Annotated in this window: 20 protein-coding genes; 10 read left to right on the forward strand and 10 right to left on the reverse strand. The window is 64.5% G+C overall.

Features of this window, described 5'->3' with window-relative positions; genetic code table 11:
• Positions 1-14: 14 nt before the first annotated feature.
• The 5 genes from FJ425_RS17130 to FJ425_RS17150 all read right to left on the reverse strand — a co-directional run bounded on the left by FJ425_RS17130 (position 15) and on the right by FJ425_RS17150 (position 7,688).
• A complete protein-coding gene (locus tag FJ425_RS17130; protein WP_181175955.1) occupies positions 15-2,477 on the reverse strand; it encodes an FAD-dependent oxidoreductase in 2,463 nt (820 codons plus the stop codon).
• Positions 2,474-3,655, reverse strand: coding sequence for a pyridoxal phosphate-dependent aminotransferase (locus tag FJ425_RS17135; RefSeq protein ID WP_140627044.1), 1,182 nt, complete (start codon positions 3,653-3,655; stop codon positions 2,474-2,476). Before FJ425_RS17135 ends, FJ425_RS17130 begins: the two co-directional genes overlap by 4 nt.
• A complete protein-coding gene (locus FJ425_RS17140) occupies positions 3,655-4,554 on the reverse strand; it encodes a homocysteine S-methyltransferase family protein (RefSeq protein ID WP_140627046.1) in 900 nt (299 codons plus the stop codon). The genes FJ425_RS17135 and FJ425_RS17140 overlap by 1 nt, the downstream gene beginning before the upstream one ends.
• Positions 4,551-7,004, reverse strand: a complete 2,454-nt coding sequence (locus tag FJ425_RS17145) for an FAD-dependent oxidoreductase (protein WP_140627048.1) — start codon at positions 7,002-7,004, stop codon at positions 4,551-4,553. Before FJ425_RS17145 ends, FJ425_RS17140 begins: the two co-directional genes overlap by 4 nt.
• A 96-nt stretch (positions 7,005-7,100) precedes the next feature.
• Entirely contained in the window at positions 7,101-7,688 is a 588-nt protein-coding gene (locus FJ425_RS17150) for an XRE family transcriptional regulator (protein WP_140627050.1), read from the reverse strand.
• A 233-nt stretch (positions 7,689-7,921) separates the two neighbouring features.
• Between FJ425_RS17150 and FJ425_RS17155 the strand changes: the two genes are divergently transcribed.
• A complete protein-coding gene (locus FJ425_RS17155; RefSeq protein WP_095764905.1) occupies positions 7,922-8,626 on the forward strand; it encodes a nitroreductase in 705 nt (234 codons plus the stop codon).
• A 14-nt stretch (positions 8,627-8,640) separates the two neighbouring features.
• Here FJ425_RS17155 and FJ425_RS17160 read toward each other — a convergent pair whose 3' ends face one another.
• From FJ425_RS17160 to FJ425_RS17180, 5 genes are all read right to left on the reverse strand, one after another.
• Entirely contained in the window at positions 8,641-10,083 is a 1,443-nt protein-coding gene (locus FJ425_RS17160; RefSeq protein WP_140627053.1) for an MFS transporter, read from the reverse strand.
• Positions 10,084-10,248: 165 nt separating this feature from the next.
• Positions 10,249-10,836 (reverse strand): sarcosine oxidase subunit gamma, encoded by a 588-nt coding sequence (locus FJ425_RS17165; RefSeq protein WP_140628140.1) that lies wholly within the window; start codon positions 10,834-10,836, stop codon positions 10,249-10,251.
• A 7-nt stretch (positions 10,837-10,843) separates the two neighbouring features.
• Positions 10,844-13,837, reverse strand: a complete 2,994-nt coding sequence (locus FJ425_RS17170; protein ID WP_140627055.1) for a sarcosine oxidase subunit alpha — start codon at positions 13,835-13,837, stop codon at positions 10,844-10,846.
• Entirely contained in the window at positions 13,834-14,112 is a 279-nt protein-coding gene (locus FJ425_RS17175) for a sarcosine oxidase subunit delta (RefSeq protein WP_140627057.1), read from the reverse strand. The genes FJ425_RS17170 and FJ425_RS17175 overlap by 4 nt, the downstream gene beginning before the upstream one ends.
• 14 nt (positions 14,113-14,126) lie before the next feature.
• Positions 14,127-15,386, reverse strand: coding sequence for a sarcosine oxidase subunit beta (locus tag FJ425_RS17180; RefSeq protein ID WP_140627059.1), 1,260 nt, complete (start codon positions 15,384-15,386; stop codon positions 14,127-14,129).
• Positions 15,387-15,579: 193 nt separating this feature from the next.
• On the opposite strand from FJ425_RS17180, the gene FJ425_RS17185 reads away from it, so the two are divergent.
• The 9 genes from FJ425_RS17185 to FJ425_RS17225 all read left to right on the forward strand — a co-directional run bounded on the left by FJ425_RS17185 (position 15,580) and on the right by FJ425_RS17225 (position 26,643).
• The gene (locus FJ425_RS17185) at positions 15,580-18,069 is read left to right on the forward strand and encodes a mechanosensitive ion channel family protein (RefSeq protein WP_140627061.1); all 2,490 of its coding nucleotides are present in this window, start codon (positions 15,580-15,582) and stop codon (positions 18,067-18,069) included.
• Positions 18,070-18,262: 193 nt separating this feature from the next.
• Positions 18,263-18,526: a hypothetical protein gene (locus FJ425_RS17190; RefSeq protein ID WP_027167119.1), complete on the forward strand. Its 264-nt coding sequence runs from the start codon at positions 18,263-18,265 to the stop codon at positions 18,524-18,526.
• 259 nt (positions 18,527-18,785) lie between these two features.
• Complete coding sequence (locus tag FJ425_RS17195; RefSeq protein ID WP_140627063.1) at positions 18,786-20,219, forward strand: UbiA family prenyltransferase; 1,434 nt, start codon at positions 18,786-18,788, stop codon at positions 20,217-20,219.
• The gene (locus FJ425_RS17200) at positions 20,219-21,586 is read left to right on the forward strand and encodes an FAD-binding oxidoreductase (RefSeq protein ID WP_140627065.1); all 1,368 of its coding nucleotides are present in this window, start codon (positions 20,219-20,221) and stop codon (positions 21,584-21,586) included. The genes FJ425_RS17195 and FJ425_RS17200 overlap by 1 nt, the downstream gene beginning before the upstream one ends.
• Before the next feature lie 107 nt (positions 21,587-21,693).
• Entirely contained in the window at positions 21,694-22,143 is a 450-nt protein-coding gene (locus tag FJ425_RS17205; RefSeq protein WP_140627067.1) for an EamA family transporter, read from the forward strand.
• On the forward strand, positions 22,140-23,147 hold the full coding sequence (locus FJ425_RS17210) for an NAD(P)-dependent oxidoreductase (RefSeq protein WP_140627069.1): 1,008 nt from the start codon (positions 22,140-22,142) through the stop codon (positions 23,145-23,147). The genes FJ425_RS17205 and FJ425_RS17210 overlap by 4 nt, the downstream gene beginning before the upstream one ends.
• Before the next feature lie 23 nt (positions 23,148-23,170).
• Positions 23,171-24,646: an aspartate aminotransferase family protein gene (locus tag FJ425_RS17215; protein WP_140627071.1), complete on the forward strand. Its 1,476-nt coding sequence runs from the start codon at positions 23,171-23,173 to the stop codon at positions 24,644-24,646.
• Positions 24,647-24,658: 12 nt separating this feature from the next.
• Positions 24,659-25,879: a hypothetical protein gene (locus FJ425_RS17220; protein ID WP_140725044.1), complete on the forward strand. Its 1,221-nt coding sequence runs from the start codon at positions 24,659-24,661 to the stop codon at positions 25,877-25,879.
• 8 nt (positions 25,880-25,887) lie between these two features.
• Positions 25,888-26,643 carry an FkbM family methyltransferase gene (locus FJ425_RS17225; RefSeq protein WP_140627074.1) on the forward strand — a complete coding sequence of 252 codons (756 nt, stop codon included), beginning with the start codon at positions 25,888-25,890 and terminating at the stop codon, positions 26,641-26,643.
• Positions 26,644-26,669 lie beyond the last annotated feature (26 nt).

Raw genomic sequence — 26,669 nt, forward strand, 5'->3', positions numbered from 1 at the left:
CCGCGAGAGGAAAACTACATTCTCACCCGTTCCGCCTTGGGATCATACATCGGCTTCAGCGAGGCCTCCGCGGCGAAGCGCTCGCCGGCGATTTCCACCTCGTAGGATGAGCCCAGCACATCCGTCTCGCTCTCGCCCTGGCAAGGCACATAGCCAAGCCCGATCGCGCCGCCGAGATGGTGGCCGTAATTGCCTGATGTGATCGGACCGACGATCTTGCCGTCGCGCAGGATGGCCTCGTTGTGGAAGAGCAGCGGCTGCGGGTCCTTCAGGCGGAACTGCACCAGCCGGCGTGACAGGCCGGCTTCCTTCTTCCTGAGCACAGCGTCGCGGCCGATGAAGCCGGCTTTGCTCGTCTTGACGGCAAAGCCGAGGCCCGCCTCCAGCACATTGTCCTCGTCGGTGATGTCGTGGCCGAAATGGCGGAAGGCCTTTTCGATGCGGCAGGAATCAAGCGTATGCAGGCCGCAGAGTTTCAGGTCGACATCTGCGCCGGCTTCGGTGATCGCCTCGAAGACATGGGCCGCCTGTTCGGTCGAGACGTAGAGTTCCCAGCCGAGCTCGCCGACATAGGTGACGCGGTGGGCGCGGGCGAGACCCATGCCGATCTCGATCTCCTGGAAAGTGCCGAACAGATGGGCCTCATTGGAGAAATCGTTCGGGCTGACCTTCCGGATCAGTTTTCGCGCCTCCGGACCCATGACGCAGATCACGGCTTCGGCGGCGGTCACGTCGGTGATGACGACGAACTCGTCGGCGACGTGCTTTCTCAGCCAGGCGAGATCACGCTGCAGCGTGGCGCCAGGCACGACCAGGAAATAGGCCGTCTCCGACAGCCGCGTCACGGTGAGGTCGCTCTCGATGCCGCCGCGCTGGTTGAGCATCTGCGTGTAGACGATCTTGCCCGGCGCGACGTCCATGTCGTTGGCGCAGAGCCGCTGCAGGAAGGCGCAGGCATCGCGGCCTTCGACGCGGACCTTGCCGAAGGAGGTCATGTCGAACAGGCCGACGCCGTTGCGCACGGCGAGATGCTCGTCGCGCTGGTTGTCGAACCAGTTCTGCCGCTTCCAGGAATAGCGGTATTCGCGCTCCTGGCCTTCGCGCGCGAACCAGTTGGCGCGCTCCCAGCCCGCCACCTCGCCGAAGACCGCACCGCGCGCCTTCAGGTGCTCGTGCAAGGGCGAGCGGCGCACGCCGCGCGAGGTCGCCATCTGGCGATAGGGGAAATGGTCGGCATAGAGCAGGCCGAGCGTTTCGGAGACGCGCTCCTTGAGGTAGCGGCGGTTCTTCTGGAAGGGCTGGGCGCGGCGAATGTCGACTTCCCACAGGTCGAAGGGGGCCTCGCCGTCGTTGATCCACTGAGCCAGCGCCATGCCGGCGCCGCCGGAGGAGACGATGCCGATCGAGTTATAGCCGGTCGCCATCCAGTAACCGGAAAGCTCGGGCGCCTCGCCGAGATAGTAGCGGTCGTCGGGCGTGAAACTCTCGGGGCCGTTGAAGAAGGTGTGGATGCCGGCGGTGCCCAGCATCGGCATGCGGTTGACTCCCATTTCCAGGATCGGCTCGAAATGGTCCATGTCCTCGGGCAACTGGTCGAAGCAGAAATCCTCACGGATGCCGTCCATGCCCCAGGGCTTCGCCACCGGCTCGAAGGCGCCAAGCATCATCTTGCCGGCGTCCTCCTTGTAGTAGGCGCACTCGTCCGGCACGCGCAGCACCGGCAGGCGGGAGAGGCCGGGGATCGGCTCGGTGACCAGATAGAAATGCTCGCAGGCATGCAGCGGGATGGTGACGCCGTTCTGCCGGCCAAGCTCGCGCGCCCACATGCCGGCGCAGTTGACGACGATGTCTGTCTCGATCGTGCCTTGCTCCTCGCCCTGCGTCCAGGAGACGCCGCAGACTCTACCGTCCTTGGTATGGACTTTCGTGACCTTCACATTCTCGACGATGGAAGCTCCCCGCTGGCGCGCGCCCTTGGCCAGCGCCATGGCGATGTTGGCGGGATCGCACTGGCCGTCGAGCGGCAGATGTACCGCGCCGACCACATCCGAGACGTTGAGATGCGGGTACATCTCCTTGACCTCGCGCGGCGAAATCTCGCGCACGTCGACATCGAAGGCGCGGGCGAGCGAAGCCTGCCGGTAGATCTCGTGCTTGCGCTCTTCCGTCAACGCCACGGTGATCGAGCCGACCTGGCGCATGCCGGTGCCGACATCGGTCTCGGCTTCCAGCTTGACGTAGAGATCGGCCGAATATTTCGCCAGCCGCGTCATGTTCTGCGAGCCGCGTAACTGGCCGATCAGCCCGGCCGCATGCCAGGTGGTGCCTGAGGTGAGCTGCTTGCGCTCCAGGAGCACGATGTCGGTCCAGCCGAGCTTGGCCAGGTGGTAGGCGACCGAGCAGCCGGAGACGCCGCCGCCGATGATCACGGCCCTCGCCTTGTCGGGGATCGCCTTGGCCAGGATGGTCTTGGTCATGCGGCCTCGCGGCGATAGTTCGAAGCGAAGCGGCAAACGCGAAGTGCTGCCTCCTTGAGGACGGGTTCGGGCTGGCAGAGGCTGATGCGGATATGCCCGGCGGCGGCCTCGCCGAAGCTCGATCCGGGCATGACGCCGACCTTTTCCTTGTCGAGCAGCGCCCAGGCGAATTTCTCGTCGTCGGGTTCGACCGCGGAGACATCGAGCATGATGTACATGCCGCCGTCGGAGCCGCGCACGGTGACTTCATTGGCGCCGCGTATGGCATCGAGGAAGATCGTGCGCCGCGCGGCGTAACGCTCGGCGATATCCTTCACGCCATAGTGATTTTCGAGCGCCTCGGCGCAGGCGATGGAGATGAAGGCCGGCAGGCCGTAGGTCGTGACCAGATTGAGGTCGGTCATCAGCGCGATCATCGCTTTCGGCCCGGTCAGCCAGCCCATGCGCCAGCCGGTCATGCCGTGGCTCTTCGACATGGAGTTGATGACCAGCGTGCGCTCGGCCATGCCGGGCAACGAGCGCGGCGAGATGTGCTCGCCGCCGCCAAGCGTCCAGTAGACCTCATCCGACAGCAGCCAGAGATCGTGTTCCTTGCAGATTTCGGCCAGCTGCTCGAGCCGTTCGCGCGAGTAGACGGCGCCGGTCGGGTTGTTCGGCGTGTTGATCAGTATGGCGCGGGTGTTTGGCTTGAGCGCAGCGCGGATCATCTCCGCGCGAGGTTGAAACCCATCTTCCGCGGGCGTCTCGACCACGGTGAAGCTGGCGCCCGCGGCGCTGAATGTGTTGGGATAGGTGGCGTAATAGGGCGCGACGACGATGGCGTGGTCGCCCGGGTCGAGCACGCCCTGCACGGCGGCGTAAAGCGCTGCCTGGCCGCCAGGCGTGGCGATGACCTCGTCGGCTTCGGTGAGGATGCCGGCGCAAGCGGTCGCGGCGGCGGCCATCGCCTTGCGCAGGCGCGGCAGGCCGGGCAGCGGCGTGTAATGATGGTTGCTGCCGCGCACGGCGGTCACGCAAGCCTCAATCGTTTCAGACGGCGTGTCGAAATCATGGTCGCCGACCGAGAGCACGATGATGTTTTCGCCCGCCTGCTTGCGGGTCCAGGCGGCGAAGTGGACTTCCCAGCCATCCTTGCCCGAAGGCACGATACCGGTAATGCGCTTTGACGGTTTTGGCATCAGGAGACTCCCGAAATCTGGTGACCGGCCCGCGTGAGCTTGTCGCGCAGGGCGGCGATATGAGCAGGGCCGACTTCGCAACAGCCGCCGACGATGCCGGCGCCGGCATCGACCCAGCCGATGGCCTGGTCCGAATAGGCTTGCGGATCGAGATCATGGCGGGCGTGCAGCACGTCCACCGTCCCGCCATGCTTCAATGCCTCGACCGAAGTGAAGCCGTTGGCATAGGCACCCACCGGTCCACCCAGGGCAACGAGTTCGGGCAAGGCGGCGGCGATGGCTTCGGGCCCGCAGCAGTTGAGCAGCCGGGCCGCGACCGGCAGGCCGTCGAGGGCACTGACGGCGGCAGCAATGGTTTCGCCGCTGCGCAGGCGCGGCGTGCCATGATCGGCGAGCGTCCAGGACACCCATACGGGCTTGCCGCTTTCCGAGGCCGCGGTGACCGCCGCGCGCGCCTCCTCGGCGGAGGCCATCGTCTCGCACAGGAACAAATCGACGCCATCCGCCTGCTCGGCGACGATACGGCGATAGATATCGAGCGTGTCCTCAAAGGAGATGGTCAGCGCCGGCGCGTAGCTGCCGAAGAGAGGCGACAGGCAACCGGCAATAGCAGCATCGCCCGCCTCGTCGCGAGCCTGGCGCGCCAGCTCGATGCCGCGCTTCTGCAACGGCTTGAACAAATCTTCGGCGCCCTCGCGCGCCAGGCGCTCCGGCGTTGCCGAATAGGTGTTGATGGTGATGACGCGGGCGCCGGCACGGATGAATTCCGCATGCAGGTCGCGCACAAGTTCCGGCTCGTCGATCAGCACCCTGGCCGACCACAGCGGCGTCGGCTCGGACCTGCTGCGCCGGACCAGTTCCTGTCCCATGCCGCCGTCGGTGAGGATGACGGAGGTCATGCCCGCAACCTCTCATTCTTCGGATCCCACAGCGGCTCGTCGTTCTGGACGATGGCCTTGAAGCGGTCGCCGAAAATCTCGACCTCGATCGCGGTGCCCGGTTGCGTGAGATCGGCGCGCAGCATGCCGAGCGCAATCGACCTGTCGACCCGGTGGCCCCAGCCGCCCGACGTCGTCTCGCCGACGATCGTGCCGTCATGCCAGAGCGTCGACATATAGGGCGCGTCGCAGTCGCCGGGGTTCTCGACGACCAGCGTGACGAAGCGCTTCTTCACGCCCTGCTGCTTCTCATTGAGCAAAGCCGCCTTGCCGCGGAAGTCCGGCTTGTCCCATTTGACGAAGCGCTCCAGGCCGCCCTGCAGGATCGAATAGTCGGTCGAGAGGTCGCCCTTCCAGGTGCGGTAGCCTTTTTCCAGCCGCAGCGAATCCAGCGCATACATGCCGAAGGGTTTCAAACCGTGCTTCCGGCCAGCGGCCCAGACGGCGTCGAAGACGGTCGCCGTGTCCGCGACCTTGGTGTGGATTTCCCAGCCGAGCTCGCCGGCGAAGGAGACGCGCACCAGCTTCGCCCGGCGCCCGGCAATGGTTGTTTCCTGATGCGTCAGCCAGGGCAGCGTCAGGTCGGCGTCGCAGACTTCGGCCAGGATTTTTCGCGAGTTCGGGCCGGCGAGGATCTGGGTGGAATATTCCTCCGTCCGGTCGGTGAGCGTGAAGGCCGCATCGGCGGGCAGGCGCGACTTCAGCCATTCGAAATCGTGCCACTGCGCCACCGCGGCAGTGATCAGCGTCATCTGGTCCTCGCCATGGCGCACCGCCGACATTTCGGTGACGATGCGGCCCTTGTCGTCGGCGTAATAGACGAGGCCGATGCGGCCGGGCTTCGGCACAAGGCCGGTGACCTGCAAGGCCAGCCAATCGGCCGCGCCCGGACCTTCGAGGTTGAAGCGCGAGAAGCCGGGCAAGTCGAGGATGCCGGCGGCGTCGCGCACGGCAAGGCATTCCTCGCGCACACGCTGCTGCCAGGGCCCGTCGCGGCGGAAGGTGAGGGTAGACTCTTCGGAAGTATCATCGCCGGGTTGTGCGTACCAAGTCGCGCGCTCCCAGCCATTATAGGCGTCGAACTGGCCGCCCAGCGCCTTGATGCGATCATGCAGCGGCGACAGTTTGCGGTTGCGCCCCTCCGGCCAGGCATGGCGCGGGAACTGGATGGCGTATTCGTTGCCGTAGATTTCCATGCCCTTGGCGACGCAATAGTCGGGCGCCGAGGCGAAGCTGGTGAAACGGCGCGGATCGCAGGACCACATGTCCCATTCGGTCTGGCCCTCGGTGACCCATTCGGCCAGCACCTTGCCGGCGCCGCCCCCTTGCGCGATGCCGAAGGTGAAGACGCAGGCCTCGAAGGCGTTCGGCACGCCGGGCATCGGCCCGATCAGCGGATTGCCGTCCGGCGCGTAAGGGATCGGGCCGTTGATCACCTTGGAGAGGCCGGCGGTGCCGAGGATCGGCACGCGGGCGACGGCGTCGGCGAGATAATGCTCCAGCCGGTCGAGATCGTCGGGGAAAAGCTGGAAGGAAAAATCCTCCGGCATCGGATCGTTGTGGGTCGCCCAATGCGCGCGGCAATTGCGCTCATAGGGGCCGAGATTCATGCCGCTCTTTTCCTGCCGCAGATAATAGGACGTGTCGACGTCGCGCAGCAGCGGTAGCTTGTGGCCCTGTTCCTTCGTCCAGGCGGCAAGCTCGGGGATTTCCTCAAACAGGATGTACTGATGGCTCATCACCATCATCGGCACGTCGCGCCCGAACATCTTGCCGACTTCGGCGGCGCGGTAGCCGGCCGCATTGATGACGATCTCGCAGCGGATCTCGCCTTGCGGGGTGGCGATCACCCATTCGCCGTTCTCGCGGCGCACGCCGGTGACCGGGCAGAAGCGGATGATCTTGGCGCCCATGTCACGCGCGCCTTTGGCCAGCGCCTGGGTCAGCTGAGCCGGGTCGATGTCGCCGTCGCTCGGGTCATAGAGCGCGCCCTTCAACTCATGCGTCTCGATGAAGGGGTAGCGGCGCTTGATCTCGTCCAGTCCGACGACGTCGATATCCATTCCCTGGTAGCGGCCCATGCCCTTGGCGCGCTGGAATTCCTGCATGCGCTCCTTGGTATGGGCGAGCCGGAGCGAGCCGGTTACATGGTAGTTCATCGGATAGTCGACCGCTTCGGCCAGACCCCGGTAAAGCTCGGTCGAATAGCGCTGCATGTTCATCAGCGACCAGGACGAGGAGAAGGTCGGCACGTTGCCGGCGGCATGCCAGGTCGAGCCGGAAGTCAGCTCGTTCTTTTCCAGAAGCACGCAGTCGGTCCAGCCCGCCTTGCAGAGGTGATAGAGCGAGGAGGTGCCGACGACGCCGCCTCCGATGATCACCACGCGTGCCGCGGTTGGCAAACCGGCCATTTCTTCCTCCAGAGTCTCAGCGCTTCGCGCTTCGGTTTTGTTTTTGATGCATGTCGTTATCCCAAACCGCTGCGCACTTTTGGATGACATGCATTGTCAGTATACCGGTGGCGAAACCACCCAGATGACTACTGCCGGCTCGGCGCCGGGATTGCGCCAGCGGAACGGCTTGCCCTCAAAGCGGAACGAATCGCCTTCGCCGAGACGATGCCAGACGCCGTCGATCTCGATCTCGAAAGTGCCCGACGCGATATAGCCCGCTTCTTCCGTCGGGCGGCGCGCTTCGGTCTTCAGCTCCGCGCCCGGCGCGAACACCGAGCGCAGCATCTCGAAACTACCGCCGAGATCGGGCGACAGAAGCTCCTCCACCAGGCCGGATTCACTTGTGCCAAGCGAACGCCGGCTGCCGGCACGCACGACCACGCCGCGTTCCTGCTCGACAGGCACGTCATGGCTGAAGAACAGGCTGATCGGAACATCGAAGAGGCTGGCGAATGCCCGCAAGTCACCGAGCGAGGGAATCGAGAGGCCGCGCTCGACCTGGCTGACCCAGCCGACCGACCGGCCGAGCTTGAGGGCAATCTCGGCCAGCGTGAGGCCGCGCGCCTTGCGAAGCGCACGGATGTCGCCGGCCAGCAGCCGGTCGCCATTATCCTGCTCCGATCTGGCTGTAGTCGAGCTCAAGCGTATCTCGTGAAAAAATCCGTATAAATTTCATGAAGCGGCAAAGTCATGAAAAAATCAAGGGGATTTTCACAACCCGCAAGATTTACTTGCGCGATTTTTGAGGTTGAGGCAAAGCCACGATCACGAACGGCGAGTGGGGACGTCCGGTCGGGGACCAATACAGTTTTAGTGTCTGCGGATGGTCGCCATGGAACCGGTTGCAGTTCCGGCCATGCGCGAAGGGACGGCCCATGCTGGAGAAGAATAGCCGAATCGCCATGGACGCGGCGATCGTCGACGATGCGATCCTGTCGCGCCGGTCGGTGCGCGCGTTTCTGCCCGATATGGTCGATGACGACACGATCCGTGCGATCCTGGCGGTCGCCGCGCGCGCGCCGTCGGGCACCAACATGCAGCCCTGGCGCGTCTATGTGACCAAGGGCGAGGTCAAGCAGCGCATAAGTGACGCCATCCTCAATTCCGGCATCCGTGCCGAAAAGGCGGAGTGGGACGAGTACCGCTACTATCCCGACCAGTTCTTCGAACCATATCTCACCCGCCGCCGCGCCAACGGCTTCGGGCTCTATGGCGTGCTGGGCATCGGACGCCGCGAGGTCGACAGAATGCGCGCCCAGCACGACCGCAATTTCATCTTCTTCGACGCTCCGGTCGGCATGATCTTCACGATCGACCGGAGGCTGAACCAAGGGTCGTGGATCGACTACGGCATGTTCCTGCAGAACATCATGGTCGCGGCGCGGGGCAGGGGACTGCATACCTGTCCGCAGGCGGCCTTTGCGCCCTATCACCGTCAGATCAGGCCTGTGCTCGATATTCCCGACGAAGAGATCGTCGTCTGCGGCATGGCGCTGGGCTATGAAGACACGTCCAAGCCGGAGAACGAGTTCCGCACCGACCGCGCGCCGCTCGAGGACTGGGTGACGTTCGCGAAGTAGCGTCGGCGGAGGCGTCAGTCGGTGCTCATATGCGCGCCATGGCCGCTGACATGGGCGCCGTCCTTCGGGGTCAGCCTCAGGTAGGCCGACAGCGCGCAAAGCGTGATCAACCCTTCGATGACGAACAGGATGCGGTAGTCGTAGATGCTGGCCTTGCCGCCGCCGGCAAGCAGCGACAGCAATGCTGCCGCGAGGCCGACGCTGATCGCCACCGCCAGCTGCCACAGGATGTAATAGAGCGCGCTGAAGCGCGCGAGCTGCTCCGGTGCGATGTCCGAATAGGAGAGATTGCCGGTCGAAGCCCATTGCACCGAGCGGAAGACGCCGAAGGCGAAAATATAGGCAAGCACGATCCAGGCCGGGAGGGCCTCCTGCATCAGGGCGAAGCCCGCGACCAGCAAAGCGACGATCGGCGTATTGGTGACCAGCACGCGCTTGAAGCCGAAACGGTTCAAAAGGCGCGGCATGAAGAAGCGCATGATCAACGACCCGATCGCGGCGACGAAGGTCAGCGATCCTGCCTGCACGGCGCTCATGCCGAAGCCAAGCTGGAACATCAGCGGCAAGAGGAAGACCACCGAGCTCAGGCCGATCGTGTCGAGGCCGCCGCCCGTCAGGAAGGAGATGCGGAAGGTGCGGATGCGCAAGAGATTGAGGTCGAGCAGCGGATTGCGCGCGCGCAGGCAGTAGAAGGCGGCAACCGTCAGGATAACGATCGCCAAGCCAAGTTCCAGCGCCATGCCGCTGGCGGCCGCATCTTTCGCAGCGACCGAATCCATGCCGAAGACCAGCAGCGTCATGCCGCAGCCGACGAGCAGGAAGCCCGGCAAATCGAACGGCGTGCGCACCGGCTTGGTCGTCGTCGGAAACAGGGAGGCGGCCAGCAGCGCCGCGGTCAGCGCGATCGGGATATTGATGTAGAAGATCCAGCGCCAGGAGACGTAAGTGGTGAGGGCGCCGCCGACGAGCGGCCCGACCAGCGGCCCGGATTGGCCGGCGAGCGAAATATACATGTTGATCTTCAGCGTGCGGTCGCGCGGGAAGCTCGACAGGATCACGACCTGACCAAGCGTGCCCATCAGCGCGCCGCCGCAGCCTTGCAGGGCGCGCGAGCCGACCAGCATCCAGATGTTTTCCGAAAGGCCGCACAAGGCCGAGGCGCCGGCGAAGACGAGCAGCGCGAAGCAATAGACGTTGCGCAGGCCGAAGCGGTCGGCCAGCCAGCCGCCGAGCGGCATGGTGACGATGAGGCTGGCGACATAGACGGTGATCAAAAGGCCGAGCTGGCTTGGCGGCCGGTCGAGGCTCTCGCCGATGCCGGGCAGCGCGGTGACCACGACGTTCTGGTCGAGACTGGTCATGAACACGCCGCAAGCGACGGTTGCCGGCAACAGCATCGACGGACCCTCCGCCGGAGCAAAGCGGGTCGTGGCCGTCGCCGAAATCTCAACAGTCATGGAAGAGCATGGTCGAACTGGTTGCCGGTGCGGACGTTTGCCCTGGCAAACGCCCGTGATTCCTTACCTATCGCGCCTGCTGGCCCAGCGCTCAAGCAGCAGTTGTAGCCGTCGATAATGCCAGATGCCGTCTGGACCAATGTTAAGCCAACAACGCCGAGCGGGCTATTGCACTTCGTAACCGACCTCCTCGGAGGCATGGCACAAGGCCTTCCAGAAGGAGCGCGCGAAGGAGCGGAAGACGTAGATGTCGAACTGGTCTGGCCCGCTGCGCTGGATCTGGGCGAAGATGTCGTGATGGTTGGTCGAACGTCCGGCGCCGAGCGGGAACGCCGGCAAGGCGAAGTCGATAGCGAAGAACTTCGCCATCACCCATTCAGCCTTCGGACCAGCGATGCGGATCGCGGTGCGGCCATGCGAAAGGTCCGTCAGCGTGCCGATGGTCGGCGTGATGGCGCCGGCGAAGGCCGCGGCCAGACCTTCGGCCTCGTCCACCACGGTGAATTTTCCCGGCGCGAAGCCGAAGGCGGCACGCGCACCGTTGCTCACACCCCCGCCGGCGCCGTCGGGCAGAGCGAGACCGGTGACCTTGCCGATAATTTCGATCAGCTGCTTCTCTTCACCCGGCCAGGCGGCGAGCTGCAGGATCGAGCCCGGCCGCGTCTCGGACAGGATGACGTCGACGCCATGTTCGAAATTGCCGTGTGAACCCGGATGGTACTCCGGCTCGAGCGGCGATTGGCGTTCGGGCAACTCGTGCTCAGCCATGCATGCGGCTCCCGTCCGGATCGTAGAAATGGTTTGAGACGATCTCGATCGGTCCGAACCGGTTGCGCAGCGGGTCGGAGACGAAGGCGCGGGTCCCATGCCTTGCCTTGCCGCCCTTGACCAAGGCCAGCGCGATATATTTGCCGAGCGCCGGCGAATAGCAGCAGGCGGTGATGTGGCCTAGCGAGTCGTGCGGATTGTCCTCGTCCAGTTCCTCGACGATATGGCCGCCGCCGTTGAGCGGCCGGTTGTCGAGCGCGATCAGCCCGACCAGCTCGAGCCGGTCAGGCGCGATCAGGCCTTCGCGGTCCATCATGGCCGAGCCGATGAACGGCTTCTTCTTCGACAGCATCCAGTCGAGATGCAGGTCGCGCGCCGTGGTGCGGCCGTCGATCTCGGCGCCGGTGACATGGCCTTTCTCGATCCGCATCGTGCCCAGCGCCTCGAGCCCGTAGGTGACAAGGCCGAGAGGCTTGCCGGCCTCGATCAGGGCTTCCCAGACACGGGTGCCGTAGCCGGCGCCGGAATAGACTTCGAACGCCATTTCGCCGGAGAAGGACAGCCGGCAGATCATCACCGGCACGCCGGCGATCCGGCCATGGACGATGCCCATGAAGGGCAGGGTGGCGTTGTTGACGGCGGTGCCGGTCACGCAGGAAGCGAGGATGGCCCGCGCGTTCGGTCCGCCGATCGCCGCACCCGCCCATTCGTCGGTGACGGAGGTCACGGTGACCTTCAGCTCCGGCCAGATGACGTCGAGGAAATATTCCAGATGCTGCATCACCTTGCCGGCATTGGCGGTGGTGGTGGTCATCAGGAATTCCTGCTCGCCAAGCCGCCAGGTGGTGCCATCGTCGAAGGCAAGCCCGTCCTCGCGCAGCATCAAGCCGTAGCGGGCCTTGCCGACGGCCAAATTGGAGAACATGTTGGTGTAGACGCGGTCGAGGAACTCGGCCGCGTGCGGTCCCTGCACCGCGATCTTGCCCAGCGTCGAGACATCGACGATGCCGGCGCTTTCGCGCGTCGCCCTGGCCTCGCGGACATAGGCCTGCTCGACCGTCTCGCCGGGAAGGCCGTAGATCATCGGCCGGTACCAGAGGCCGGCCGAATACATGGTCGCGCCGTTGGCGATGTGCCAGTCATGCATCGGCGTCAGCCGCTGGGGCTTGAGGTCGCCGAAACGCTCGGCAGCAAGGGAGCCGATCGAGACCGCCGTGTAAGGCGGGCGAAAGCGCGTCGTGCCGACCTCGGGGATCGGCTTGCCGAGCGCCTCGGCCATGATCGCAAGGCCAGGCACATTGGAGTTCTTGCCCTGGTCGGTCGCCATGCCGAGCGTGGTGTAGCGCTTCAGGTGCTCCACCGATACGAAACCTTCGCGATGCGCCAGCCGCACGTCCTCGGCGGTGACATCGTGCTGGAAGTCGACAAAGCTCTTGCCCTTGGCCTTGATCTCGAAGACCGGTGCCGGATCTGGATCGCCCGGTGCGGCCTCGACGATCGGCAGGGCTGCGGGCGCCGCCGTTCCGCCGGCAGCCGAAACGCCGGCCGCGCGGCCCTCGGCGATGGCTTCGGCGGTGGAGAAGCTGCCGGTGAAGGCGCCGGCACCGATCCAGCGCTGCGTTGGCCTGGGCGGCAGGAAGGCCTGCCTGGCCGGGTCCCATTCAGCCTTGGCGCCCGCCTGGCTGGCGAGATGAATGGTCGGCGACCAGCCGCCCGACATCAGAAGGCTGTCGGCATGGATGCTGCGCTCGTCGCCACTCAGCGTGCCGCCCGTGGCATCGAAGCGCTGCACCTTGAGACCGGTGAGGGCCTTGCCGCCTTCGGTCGCAACCACGGCATGGCCGTCCAGAAGCTCGGCCTCGGCCTCGCCGGCGAGCCGGCGCATGTCGTTCGAGACGTCGGCGCGGACATCGACGATGGCAACGATGGCCGCGCCGGCCTTCTTCAAGGCAACGGCCGAGCGGTAGGCGCTGTCGTTATTGGTGAAGAGCGCGACGCGCTGTCCCGGCAGCACGCCATATTCATTGACGTAACGTTCCGCCGCATGCGCCAGCATGACGCCGGGACGGTCGTTGCCCGGAAACACCAGCGGCCGCTCGAAGGAACCGGTGGCGAGGACCACCGTGCTGGCGCGGATCGCCCAGTAGCGCTGGCGCGGCTCGCCCTTGGCTGGCGTTTCCTTATGATCGGTCACCCGTTCGAGGGCGGCCAGCGTGTTGCCGTCGTAATAGCCCCACACCGTCGTGCGCGGCAAAAGCCGCACATTGTCGTTGCCTCCGAGCTGCGCGACCGTGCGCTGGGCCCATTCGGCGGCAGGCATGCCGTCGATGATTTCGCCCGACCAGTTGGCGGAGCCGCCAAAATGGGCTTCGAGATCTGCGAGGATGACGCGGACGCCCTGGTCGGCGGCGGCTTTCGCCGCCATCAGGCCGGCGGGGCCGGAGCCGACGACCAGCACGTCGCAAAAGGCGTTCATGCGCTCGTAGCGAGACGGATCGGGAGCGGTGCCAGCCTTGCCAAGGCCGGCGGCGCGACGGATGAAATGCTCGCAGAACATCCAGAAGCGCGTGCCCTTCAGCGGGCCGATCACCGGCCCCATGAAGGTCTTGTAGTAGAAGCCGGCCGACAGGAGCTTGCCGCCGAGCTGGTTGAGGGCGCCGATATCCCAGGCGAGCGAGGGGGTACGGTTCTGGCTGACGGCGACGAGCCCGTCGTAGATTTCGACCATGGTCGCCGCGATGTTGGGCTCGCGCACCTCGCCGCGCAGCACAGTCACCAGCGCGTTCGGCTCCTCGACGCCGGCGGCGAGCAGGCCGCGCGGGCGATGGTATTTGAACGAGCGACCGAACAGCGTCACGCCATTGGCGAGCAGCGCCGAGGCCAGCGTGTCGCCGGCATGACCGGTGTAAGGCGCGCCGTCGAAGGTGAAGCGGATGGTGCGCAGCCGGTCGATCCGGCCGCCGGTCTCTGTGCGGCGGGGGCTCACGAGCGGCTCTCCGTCTTGTGGCCGCCACGGGCGAATGCGGTGCTCAGGATTTCGTGCGAGATCGTGTTGCGCACGACCCTGAGATGCGCGCGGCAACCGCCGGAATGCTGCCAGATCTCATTGTGATCGCCGGCCGGATTGAGCCGGTCGTAGACATAGGCGTTCCAGGCGTCGAGGTCCTGCGAGGCGGGCTGCGGCCGCTCGCGGTTACCGTCGCCCTGGTAAGTGAATTCGATGACGTCGCGCGGGCCGCAATAGGGACAGGTGATCAGCATTTTCAATCCAAACCCTAGTGCAATCTGGGCGTCGCGCCCTGGCCTTTGTCGTCGATGACGAGGCCGCGGTAGAAACGGTCGAGCGTGAAGGGCGCGTTGAATTCGTGCGGCTCGTCCTTGGCAATGGTGTAGGCAAAGCACCAGCCGGAGGCCGGCGTCGCCTTGAAGCCGCCATAGCACCAGCCGCAATTGAGATACATGCCCGGCAGCGGACCGGCGGCGATGATCGGCGAGCCGTCCATCGTCATGTCGCACAGACCGCCCCAGGAGCGCAGCATGCGCACGCGCGCCAGGCCGGGAAACAGCGCCACCATCTCGCTCATCACCTCATCGACGATCGGCAGGCTGCCGCGCTGGGCGTAGCTGTTGTAGCCGTCGAGGTCGCCGCCATAGACCAGGCCGCCCTTGTCGGACTGCGAGATGTAGAAATGGCCCATGCCGAAGGTGAGAACGGTGTCGACGACAGGCTTCAGCGATTCCGAGACGAAGGCCTGCAGCACGTGGCTTTCGATCGGCATGTGCGAGATGCCGGCAAGCTGCATGACGCGGCCGGTGCTGCCGGCAACCGCAAGCGCGACCTTCTTGGCGCGGATCTCGCCGCGCGTCGTCGAAACGCCGGTGATGCGGTCGCCGTCGCGCAGGAAGCCGGTGACCTCGCAATTCTCGATAATATCGACGCCGCGCCGGTCGGCGCCGCGCGCATAGCCCCAGGCGACCGCGTCGTGCCGGGCCGTGCCGGCGCGCGGCTGCATCAGCCCGCCAAGGACGGGAAAGCGTGCCGACCCTGAGACATCCAGCGCCGGGACAAGCCGCTTGATGCGGTCGACGCTCATCAGCTCGGCGTCGACGCCGAGATGGCGCATGGCGTTGCCGCGCTTGGCATAATCGTCGAGCTGGGCGGGCGTGTGCGCGAGGTTCAGGCAGCCGCGCTGCGAGAACATGACGTTGTAGTTGAGGTCGTGCGAGAGATTCTCCCACAGCTTCATCGAGTGTTCGTAGAAGCGGGTGTTCTGCGGCAAGAGATAGTTGGAGCGCACCGCCGTGGTGTTGCGGCCGACATTGCCGGAGCCGAGCCAGCCCTTTTCCAGCACCGCGACATTGGTGATGCCGTGTTCCTTGGCGAGATAATAGGCGGTCGAAAGACCGTGGCCACCGCCGCCGATGACGATCACGTCATAGGAAGCCTTGGGGTCCGGCTTACGCCAGGCGGGCTTCCAATCCTTGTTGCCGGTCAGCGCGTTCTTGAGCAGCGAGAAGGCTGAATATTCCGCCATTCTTCCTATCGTCCTTATGATGCGAGGCGGCAGACTATAGAGCAGGCGGGAAGCGCAAAGCCAAGATTGCGCCATCGCTTTTCGACAGGCCGACTATCGCCGACACGATCGGGACGGCTTGCCGCCCGATATGCCGGTCTTTATCAAGAGCGGAAATTTCGAGAATTTTCGGCCGCGAGTCGCCAACAACGCCATGTTCCTCCACCTGCTACGCCTGGTTCTGGTCGTCATCGTCGCTGTCTTCGCGCAGCCGGCGCTGGACGCGTCGGCGCAGGCGATCGGCCATGGCTCGTCACAACTCATCGCCGACCAGACCAAGGCCATCCAGGACCTGACGGCCAGGACCGACGGCCTGGAAAAGAAACTGAGCGACCCCGACCAGGACGATCCGGGGCTCGTCGACATCCGGTTGCAGCTCGAGGATATTTCGCGCGCGGCGCTGAACAGCGCGCTGGCATTCCGGCAGCGCCTCACCGACATCAACAATCGCGCGGAGGTTCTCGGCCCGCCGCCGGCGCAGGGGCAACCTGCCGAGCCGGTGATCGTCAGCAGCGAGCGCGGCGCGCTCGCCACGGAAAAGGCTCAGATCAACGCGGTCGTCGCCAGCGCGCAAAACCTGTCGATTCGCGTCAACGGCTTGATCGACAAGATCGCCGTCATGCGCAGCGAGCTTTTCCGCAGCGTCATCACCAAGCACTATGACCTGACCGACGCGTTGAGCCCGCAGGCCTTTTCCGACGCGCATGACCAGTTCACGGGCCTCTACAAGGCGGTGTCGTCCTGGGCGAGCTTCGCCGTCAGGTTCAAGTTCCAGGCGATCCTTGCGGCGACGCTTATGGCGCTGGCGCTGGCGGCCGTGCTGTTGATCGGCGGCAGACGCCTGTTCGGCCGCATCTTCGAGGCCGACCCGACCGTCGAGGATCCGTCCTATCTCAGCCGGCTGTCGGTGGCCTTCTGGTCGACGCTGCTGCCGACCCTCGCGCTCGGCGTCTTCTTCGCCTCGGCCGTGTTCTTCTTCAATTATTACAATGTGCTGCGTGGCGATATCGGCACATTCCTCAATGCCTTGCTGACGGTGATCGCCATGGTGTTCTGCGTCAACCGGCTGACCAACGCGGCGCTCGAACCGCGCCTGCCCAACTGGCGCCTGATCCCGGTCGCGACCGGCCGGGCGCGTTGGCTGGTTGGCCTGGCGACCGCCATGGCGCTGGTGCTCGGGTTCAACTACTTCCTGTCGGTCGTCAACGAGAAGATGGGATCGCCGCTTTCGCTGACGATCGCTAGAGGCTTTGTCGCCGCTATCATCGTCGGCGTCATCCTGATCCTGATGGGACTGTTGCGGCCTTTCAGGACGGCTGACGGCTCATGGCGGCCCTGGCCGGCATGGCTTCGCTTCATGGCCATCGCCCTCGGCCTGTTCACCATTGCGGCGGCGCTGCTCGGCTATATCGGCCTGGCGCTTTTCGTCTCGTTCCAGGTCGTGGTGACCGGCACGGTGCTGGTGACGGCCTATATCGGCTTTCTGTCGGCACGCGCGATCGGGGAGGAGGGCGGCTTCGCCGACACGTCGGTCGGGCGATGGCTTTCGGAAAAGTCCAGCTACGAGGATACCGCCCTCGACCAACTCGGGCTGGTCGTCAGCATCGCTATCAACCTGATGATCGTGGCGGTGTTCCTGCCGCTGATCTTGTTGATGTGGGGCTTCCAGCCCGGCGATATCGAGGCCTGGGCCTACAAGCTGGCGACCGGCGTCACGATCGGTTCGGTGACCATCTCCTTCCTCGGCATCCTCAGCGGCATCGTCGTCTTTGCTATCGGCTATTTCCTGACGCGCTGGTTCCAGGGTTGGCTGGACGGATCGGTGATGGCGCGCGGCAAGGTCGATGCCGGCGTGCGCAACTCGATCCGGCTCGGCGTCGGCTATGCCGGCGTGGCGGTCGCCGGCCTGGTCGGCATCTCGGCGGCGGGCATCGATCTTTCCAATCTGGCGCTGGTTGCCGGCGCGCTTTCGCTGGGTATCGGCTTCGGCCTGCAGAACGTCGTCTCGAATTTCGTTTCGGGCCTGATCCTGCTTGCCGAGCGGCCGTTCAAGGTCGGCGACTGGATCGTGGCGGGCGACGTCAGCGGCACGGTGCGGAAGATCAGCGTGCGCGCCACCGAGATAGAGACCTTCCAGCGGCAGGCGGTGATCCTGCCCAACTCGAACCTCATCAACAATGCGGTCGGCAACTGGACGCATCGCAACAAGCTCGGGCGCATCGACATCAAGGTCGGCGTCGCCTATGGCAGCGACGTCAAGCGCGTCCACGCCGTCCTGATGGATATTGCACGCGCCCATCCGATGGTGCTGAAGAATCCCGAGCCGTTCGTTCTCTTCGCCAATTTCGGGGCGGCCGCGCTCGAATTCGAGATCCGCGTGTTCGTCGCCGACATCATGAACGGCAGCGTCGTTCAGAACGACATCCGCTTCGCCATCTTCGATATCTTCGAGGGGGAGAGGATCGAGATACCCTCGACGCCGCGCGCCGTGGTCGAAACGAAGAAGCACGAGGCTTGGCCGATCGACGACGACAAGATCGAAGCCGAATTCGCAGAGCGCGAGAGGCTGGAGGCGGAAGCCGCGGCCGAGCGGGAACGCCTGGCCAAGATGAAGCGCAGGGGCCGCAAGCCCGACCCGGGCTGAGGTGGTATCGACATTCGGATGAGGCCGGCCTGCAAATGGCCACACGCTACGCTCATCCGGCGCCGAAACCGATTGTGGCATGAATGCGGCATTCAGTTGCGGTTCAGGTAACAACTCATATAAGCTTCGATGCAAAGGGCGAGAATGCCTTGCAAATTTGAACAGAGGCGGTGTGCGAAACACCGGAATTGCAATGTGGAAGTCTGTCGTTGCCGCCATCGCTTTGCTGGCCCTGGGCGGTTCGGCTTTCGCCGCCAGCGCGATCAACAGGGACGCTCAGACGCGGACCCTGGTCGTGACCGAAGGCGGCGCCAAGAGCGAGCTGACGCTTGCCGCCGGCGAGACGGTGGAGTTCTGCTCGAACGGCTGCTTCGTCACCCTGCCCAATGGTGACCTCGAAGCCCTGACCGGCTCGGAAACGGTCGAAATCTCGGGTGGCGCGGCCCGCATCAAGTAACCGCTCCCGCAAGATTGCGGGGCCAGATTGGCAAAGGCCGGACCGATGTCCGGCCTTTTATCGTTTCCGGTAGCCGACACTTAACGATGACGGCGAAAACCCGGTAGGACAATGCTCTGCAACCGGACGTTTTAACGTTCGCTGCGTCATGACCCGCTATATCCGACCCGAGGACGCCGGCATACGGCGTGGGTTGAGTTGGCGCGTGATCTTTCCGTGATCGGAGTTTCGGGATCCTGCGCTCTATCGGGGCAGGACCATGGACGCGAGGTCGGACAGGAACGCAATTCCGCTTGCGGTCGATCTCGACGGTACGCTGATTGCAACGGACCTTCTGTGGGAAGGCCTGTTCATCCTGCTCAAGAAGAACCCGCTCTATTTTTTTCTCCTGCCACTCTGGCTGATCGGCGGGCCGGCCCGCCTGAAGCAGGAAATCGCCGGCCGCGTCGACATTGACCCAGCCTCGCTGCCTTACCGCCAGGATCTGCTTGACCGGCTGCGCGCCGAGCACCGGGAGGGTCGCAAGATCGTGCTGGCGACGGGAACGCCGCGCAAATTCGCGGAGGCGATCGCGGCGCATCTCGGCATTTTCGATCATGTGCTGGCGACCGACGGTCCGCACAACATGACCTCCGACAGGAAATGCGCAGCACTTGTCGCCGCCTATGGCGATGCAGGCTTCGACTATGCCGGCAACAGCCGGCACGACCTCAAAGTGTTCGATGCAGCGCGCAACGCGCTCGTGGTGGCGCCCGACCGCAGCGCCCGGCGCTGGCAGGCGGCGCATCAAGCCGATGCCATGCCCTCACCGAGGCCGGCGCTGAGGACCTACGTCAAGATGCTGCGCATGCATCAGTGGCTGAAGAACGCGCTGATCGCCGTGCCGATGGTGCTGTCGCACGAATATTTCAACCCGAACATGATCTGGGAGTGCCTGCTGGCGTTCGTTTCCTTCAGCGCCGTGGCGTCCGCCATCTATATCCTCAACGATTTCTTCGACCTCGCGCTCGACCGCAAGCATCCGACCAAGCGCAACCGGCCTTTCGCCAGCGGCGCATTGTCGATCCCATTCGGTCTCGGCGCGATCGTCGCGCTGCTTGCGATCGGCATCGCCGCAAGCCTCTTCCTTCCGATCGAATTCCTTGGCGTGCTTGCCGGCTATTTGGCCGTCACCACCGCCTATTCGCTGTCGTTCAAGCGCATGCTTCTGATCGATGTGCTGACGCTTGCGGGCCTCTACACGATCCGCGTGCTGGCGGGCGCGGCCGCCACCGGCGTCGACGTCTCCTTCTGGCTGCTTGCCTTCTCGATCTTCTTCTTCCTGTCGCTGGCGCTGGTGAAGCGCTTCGTCGAGTTGCGCACCACGGCCATCCCGCCCGGCGAGCGCATCGCCGGCCGCGGCTATCGCACCGAGGACCAGGAGATCGTCGCCCAGGCCGGCATGGCATCGGCCTTCTCCTCGGCACTGGTCCTGGCGCTCTATATGGACAGCCCGGCGGTGCGCGAGCTCTATCCGCATCCCTGGCTGATATGGCCGCTGGCGCCGATCGTGCTTTATCTCACGATGCGCGTCTGGATCCTCGCCCGCCGCGACGAGATGCATGACGACCCGGTCGTCTTCATCATCCGCGACTGGCGCAGCCAGATCGTCGTCGCCATCGGCGCGGTCTTCCTCGTCGCCGGAGGCTGGTGATGGGGCACGAGCGCTTCGGCAGCTTCGGACTGGCGACCCCGCCGGCGCGCAAGGCGATCCCGGCGGACGAGGCGATCGCCTTGCTTAAACGCGGCGAGGCGAAGACCGGTTCGCTGCTCGGATACGGCAATGGCCGCTCCTATGGCGACAGTTGCCAGAACGATGCGGGCATGGTGGTCGACATGCGGCCGCTCGACCGCATCCGTTCCTTCAATGCCGAGACCGGCGTGCTCGAGGCCGATGCCGGCACGCTGCTTTGCGATATCATCGCTTATGCCGCGCCCTACGGGTTCTTTCCGGCCGTGGTTCCAGGCACCCAATTCGTGACACTGGGCGGCGCGATCGCCAACGACGTCCACGGCAAGAACCATCATCGGCGCGGCACCTTCGGCTGCCATGTCGAGGCTTTGACGCTGCTTCGGTCCGACGGCCGGACCCATCGCTGTTCGGCGACTGACAACGCCCGTCTGTTCGGGGCGACGATCGGCGGCATGGGGCTGACCGGGCTTATCCTTTCGGCATCGGTCAAGCTGATGCGGGTTCCCTCGCTCGACATCATGGAAAGCGTGACGCGGTTTCGCGATCTCGGCGAATTCTTCGATCTTGCCGAGGCTGCCGACCAAGCCAACGAATATGCCGTCGCCTGGATCGATCAGCTTGCCAGCGGCCACGGACGCGGACGCGGCCTGTTGTTCACCGGCAACCATGCCGAAAACGGCTCGCACGCCGCGGCGCGCGCCGGCAGCCGGTTCTCCGTGCCGGTGCAGCCACCATTCAATGTCCTCAATCGGCCCTTCCTCACCGTCTTCAACGCGGCCTACCGCTGGAAGAAGGGCAAGTCCCAGGCTCCGCGCCAGGCAGGCTATCAGGGCTTCTTCTTTCCGCTCGACGGGGTCCGCGACTGGAACCGGCTCTACGGGCCGCGCGGGCTTTTCCAGCACCAAAGCGTGGTGCCAGAGGCGAATGCGCGCCGCATCGTGCCTGTGCTGCTCGACGCCGCACGGCGGGCAGGGCAGGGATCGTTCCTGACCGTGCTCAAGCGCTTCGGCGACGTCCGCTCGCCGGCGCTGCTGTCGTTCCCGCGGCCCGGCTATACGCTGACGCTCGATTTCCCCAACCGGGGCGAAAGGACGTTGCGGCTGCTCGCCGAACTCGACCGCATCGCGGTCGAGGCTGGCGGCGCGGTGAACCCCTACAAGGACGCCCGGATGGGACCTGAGGCATTCGCCGCGTCGTTCCCGCAATGGCAGCGGCTGGAGGCGCTTCGCGACCCGGCTTTCCTGTCGAGCTTCTGGATACGGACGGCAAAAAGACTGGATGCAACGAGAGGCGTTTTTGAAGCCGCAGAATGGATAAAAGTCGAATAAATCGTGGTAAATGAAAGGTTATACCGTGGTTTACTCAAAGCATCGTCGAGGCTTCACGAAATATTTGTGGGTTTGTAATAGGATCGCCCAAGGGCGGGGTGGCAACAATGAAATACATAATCTTCATTCTCTTTACGGTCATGACCAATGCCGCAGCGCAGCTGATGCTGAAGCAGGGCATGATGTCGATTGGGCCGGTCTCCTTCGAAGGCGTCAATCCGCTCGTCAAGCTCTTGCAGATCGTGTTCAGCCCCTGGGTGTTCCTCGGCCTGTGCACCTTCGTCATCTCGATGGCATCGCATCTCTACGTGCTGTCCAAGGTCGAGCTCAGCTTCGCCTATCCGTTCCTCAGCCTCGCTTATGTCGCCGTGGCGATCTTTGCCTATTTCGTCTTCCGCGAGGACCTCAATGGCTGGCGCATCGCCGGCATCGCCTGCATCTGCGTCGGCACGGTGCTGATCGCGCAGAGTGGCCGGGGAATGGGCGAGCAGGGGCATGAGGATCAGACAGCATCCATCAATCCCGACAAGATCGGCATAAGCGAGATCGTTCGATGAGACATGTGATCTTCGGCGGCGACGGCTTCGTCGGCCGCCATCTTGCCCCCAAGCTCGCCGCCGACGGCGAGGATGTCGTCGTCGCCGATATCGTCAAGAGCGACCTGTCGCATTACCGCTCCATGCGTTTCGTCACCTGCGACGTCACCGATCCGGCCTCGATCGCGGCGGTCGGTCTCAAGGCCGGCGACATGGTCTACAATCTTTCGGCCAAGATGCTGTCGCCGATCCAGGTGCGCGCCAAGCGGCACGATTTCTTCTTCCCGGTGAATTTCCACGGCACCGAGAACATCATCAAGGCGATGGACAAGGCCGGCGCCTCGAAGCTTATCCACTATACGACCGACATGATCTACGGCCACACGGTCGTGCTGCCGATGACAGAGGATCATCCGGTCGCGCCGCTCGGCGAGTACGGGCTGTCGAAGCTCAAGACCGAGGAGCTTGCCGCCGAATGGCGCAAGCGCGGCATGTCGATCTCGCTGTTTAGGCCGCGCCTGATCATCGGTCCCGGCCGCCTCGGCATCCTGGAAAAGCTGTTCAAGCTGATCGACTGGAATTTTCCGGTGCCGATGATCGGCTCGGGCAGGAACCCTTACCAGTTCATCTCGGTGTTCGACTGCGCCGAAGCCGCCCGCGCGGCCTGGAAAGCCGGCGTGCCGAACGAGGTCTACAATCTGGGCTCCCTCAATCCGCCGCCGGTCAAAGAACTGCTCGGCGACCTGATCAAGCATGCCGGCTCCAAGTCGATCCTGGTGCCGACGCCCGGCTGGGCGGTCAAGCGCACGCTCGACCTGCTCGATTGGTTGAACATGCCGATCATGGATCCCGAACAGTATCTGATCGCCGACGAGGAATGCCTGCTCGACGTGTCCAAGGCCGAGCGCCAGCTCGGCTGGGTGCCGCAATATCGCGACGAGGACATGCTGATCGCCGCCTACAACGAATATCGCGCCAAGATGGACGCCCACGCCGTTGCCACCAGACAGGTTCCCGCCGAATAGAGCGCGAAGGGGAGATTTTTCAGATGACCGTCATGGCCAAGCCGGAACATACCGGAACGCGCACGCTGGTCGACGCGCCAGCGCTTTCGCCCACAGCAATCGCCAAGCCCGACCTGATCAGCGTCGAGCAGGCCAAGGCGATGGACATCGCCCGCATCACCGACCTGTTCAAGGCGCATCTCAACCCTGGACAGTTGCATTTCATGAAGCTGCTCGGCTTTCACAAGGTCAAGATCGAGCGCGCCGAGGGCATGTTCTATATCGACCAGAACGGCCGCAAGATCCTCGACTTCTTCGGCGGCTTCGGCTCGCTGGCCTTCGGCCACAACCACCCGCGCATTTTGGAAGCCCGGAAGAAATTCCAGGAGGAGAAGCGCCAGGAGATCGCCATCGCCTTCATGTCGCAATATGCGGCAGCTCTCGCGCACAACATCGCCAAATGCTCGCCCGGCGATCTCGACATGGTGTTCCTGGGCTCGTCGGGTTCTGAGGCCATGGAAGCGGCGGTGAAGCTTGCCGAGCGCGCCGCCGGCCCGAAGCGGCCGAAAATCGTCTATGCCGAGAATTCCTTCCACGGCAAGACCAAGGGCGTATTGGCGATCACCGACGGCCAGCTCTACCGAGCCGATTTCAAGGTGGCAGACAATGTCGTGCGCGTTCCCTTCGCCGACATCGACGCCGTCGAGCGCCTTTTCAAGACCGATCCGGAGATCGGCGTCATCGTGCTGGAAACCATCCAGGGCGGCGGCGGCATCATCCAGGCGCCCATGGAATACTGGCAGAAGCTGCGCGCGCTTTGCGACCGCTATGGCGTGCTGTGGGTCGCCGACGAGGTGCAGTGCGGCTATGGCCGCTCGGGCCGTTTCTATGCCTTCGAGCATTATGGCGTGGTGCCGGATGTGACGGCGCTGGCGAAATCGCTCGGCGCCGGCAAGGCGGCGGTCGGCGCGATGATCGCGAGGCGCGACGTCTACATGAAGGCCTATGGCACGCCGAAGACGGCGATGATCCATGCCATGGCCACTTTCGGCGGCATGGGCGAGGCCTGCGTCACCGCGATCGAGGGCATCAACGTGCTCTATGATGAGGGGCTGATCGACAACGCCGCCTCGACGGGCGACTACCTTCTGCAGCGGCTGCAGGCGCTCAAGGAAAAATATCCGAAAATCATCAAGGACGTGCGCGGCAAGGGTCTCATGATCGGGCTCGAGTTCCACGATTTCTCGCAGACCCTGCCGATGGTGCTCAGACCGGTGGTGAGCGTGCTCGACGACAAGCTTAAGGGCTCGCTGTCGGGCTTCGTCGGCGCGCTGCTGCTGCGCGACTACGACGTGCTCGTCGCCTTCACCGAATACAACCGCAACGTCATCCGACTCGAGCCGCCGCTGATCTGCCGGCCCGAGCATGTCGATCGTTTCGTCGACGCCTTCGACAGCCTGTTGTCGCGCGGCATCGTGGCGATCGTGAAGGATTTCGTGAAAAGCCAGGTCGGTAAATAGAGGCCGCCGAGTATGCTGACCAGGCCGTCCGCTCCGAGCAATCCGCTGGAACGGCTGACCGGCGCCGGCCTGGCGTGGGGCGAGGGAGCTTACGCGAAATGGGCCGCGTCGATCGGCGCGGTCGCCTTCTCGCTCTATATCCTGCTGACCGCCGCGACCGCCTGGTTCATGCCCGACGCCAACTGGGACATGCTGCCTTATCTGGCGATCGCAGAGGAAAGCGCCTATCCCGATCCCCAGGCGCTGCATGACTATGCCTATGGCATGGTCAAGGCGGGCGTGTCGGCCGGCGATTACAAGGCGCTGACCGACGACGGCGGCGGTTTCCGCAGCCATATGGCGCAGAACGCTGCCGACTTCCATTCGCTGCTCGGCATGTACCGGATCAAGTTCCTTTATGCTGAGATCCTGTCCGGCCTCAGCGATGTCGTCTCGCCGGTCGAGGCGATGCGGCTGGTGCAGGTGTTTTCCGTGCTTCTGTTCGGCGCCATAACGCTCGCCTGGCTGCGCGCGGAAGGCGCGCTGGCGCTGGCGCCTGTCGTCGGCGCGGTGCTGATCATGGCCGATCTCGGCGATGCCGCGCGCGCCTCGACACCGGACCTTCTATGCTCGGCGCTGTTCCTAGGCGGCACCTTTGCCTATGTGCGCAAGCGCGAGGCGGCGACGGCGGTCCTGCTGTTCCTGGCTTTCATGGCTAGGCCCGACAACATCGTCTTCCTCGCCATTTTCGCGACGCTGCTCGTCGCTTTCCGTGAGAAGGCATGGGGCGCGCTGGCAGGCTTCGCGGCCTCTTTCGTCGCCTATTTCGCCATTTCGCATTGGGCCCAGCATCCCGGCTGGTGGCCGCATCTTTGGTTTTCCAGTATCGAGCAGCACTACAACATGGACGGGTTCGAGCCGCCGTTCTCCGTGGCCGCCTACCTGAAGGCCTTCGCCGCCTCGGTGATCCGCGCCATCAGTGTCAACAGCTGGGTCGGCGTATCGGTCCTGGCACTGGCCGGATGGTACAGCTTGAGCCGCGCCGGCTTCCGGCTCGACCGCCGCGCCGGCATCCTGCTGGCGGCGCTTGTGCTCGGCGTGCTGGCGAAGTTCACCGTTTTCCCGATTCACGACACCCGCATCTACTTCCCCAATCTTCTGCCGCCCTTGCTGCTCCTGGCCACCCCGCTGATGGCACTGTGGGCATCGGCAAGCCAAGGCAGGCACCGCGCCGCGCTGCAGGTCATTCCCTGAGACAAGTCATGAGCTCGCTTTCCAGTCTCGCGCGCATCCTTCTGTCGCTCGGCCTTCCGGTCGGCCTGCTCGATCGCGGCCCCTCCCTGCACGGCACGAAATTCCTGGCAAAGGCCGCGCTCAAGGCACGTTTCGGCAATGGCCGGCCGTTCCAGATGGTCAATGTCGGCGCCTGCGACGGCGCGCTTTTCGACGACGTGACGCCCTGGCTGCATCGCATTGCGGGGGCGCACGCGATGCTGGTCGAGCCGATCCCGTACAATCAGAAGCGGCTGCGCGCCAACTATCCGGATACCAGCCGCTTTGTCATAGAGCCGGTGGCGGTGACCAGGACCAAGGGCACGATCACGGTCCATACATTCGATGCCGCGGCGCTTGAAGCCGGCACGCTGCCGATCGAGTTCATCGGCTGCTCGTCGGTCACCGACACCAATCTGATGTCGGGCAAGAACGCCTGGGGCGAGGCGGACGCCAACTTCAACAGGTTCGCGCCGCACCTGAAGGACATCGAAGTGCCGTCGGAGATTTTGCAGACGCTGCTCGACCGCAACGGCATCACCCACATAGACGCTTTCCTGGTCGACTGCGAAGGCGCCGACTGGATGGTGTTCGAACAGCTCGACCTTGAGCGCTATCGCCCGGGCATGATCAAGATCGAGGTCGGCGCGCTGCCGGCCGCCGAGATCGGCCAGGTCGTGGTCAAGCTCAAGACCGCCGGCTATCAGGTCGGCTTCCAAGCCGAGGACGTCTGGGCATTCGCCTGAGCTTAACCGCATCCAGTACCACGCTT

It is taken from the genome of Mesorhizobium sp. B2-7-2, assembly GCF_006440775.1.
Taxonomy (GTDB): domain Bacteria; phylum Pseudomonadota; class Alphaproteobacteria; order Rhizobiales; family Rhizobiaceae; genus Mesorhizobium.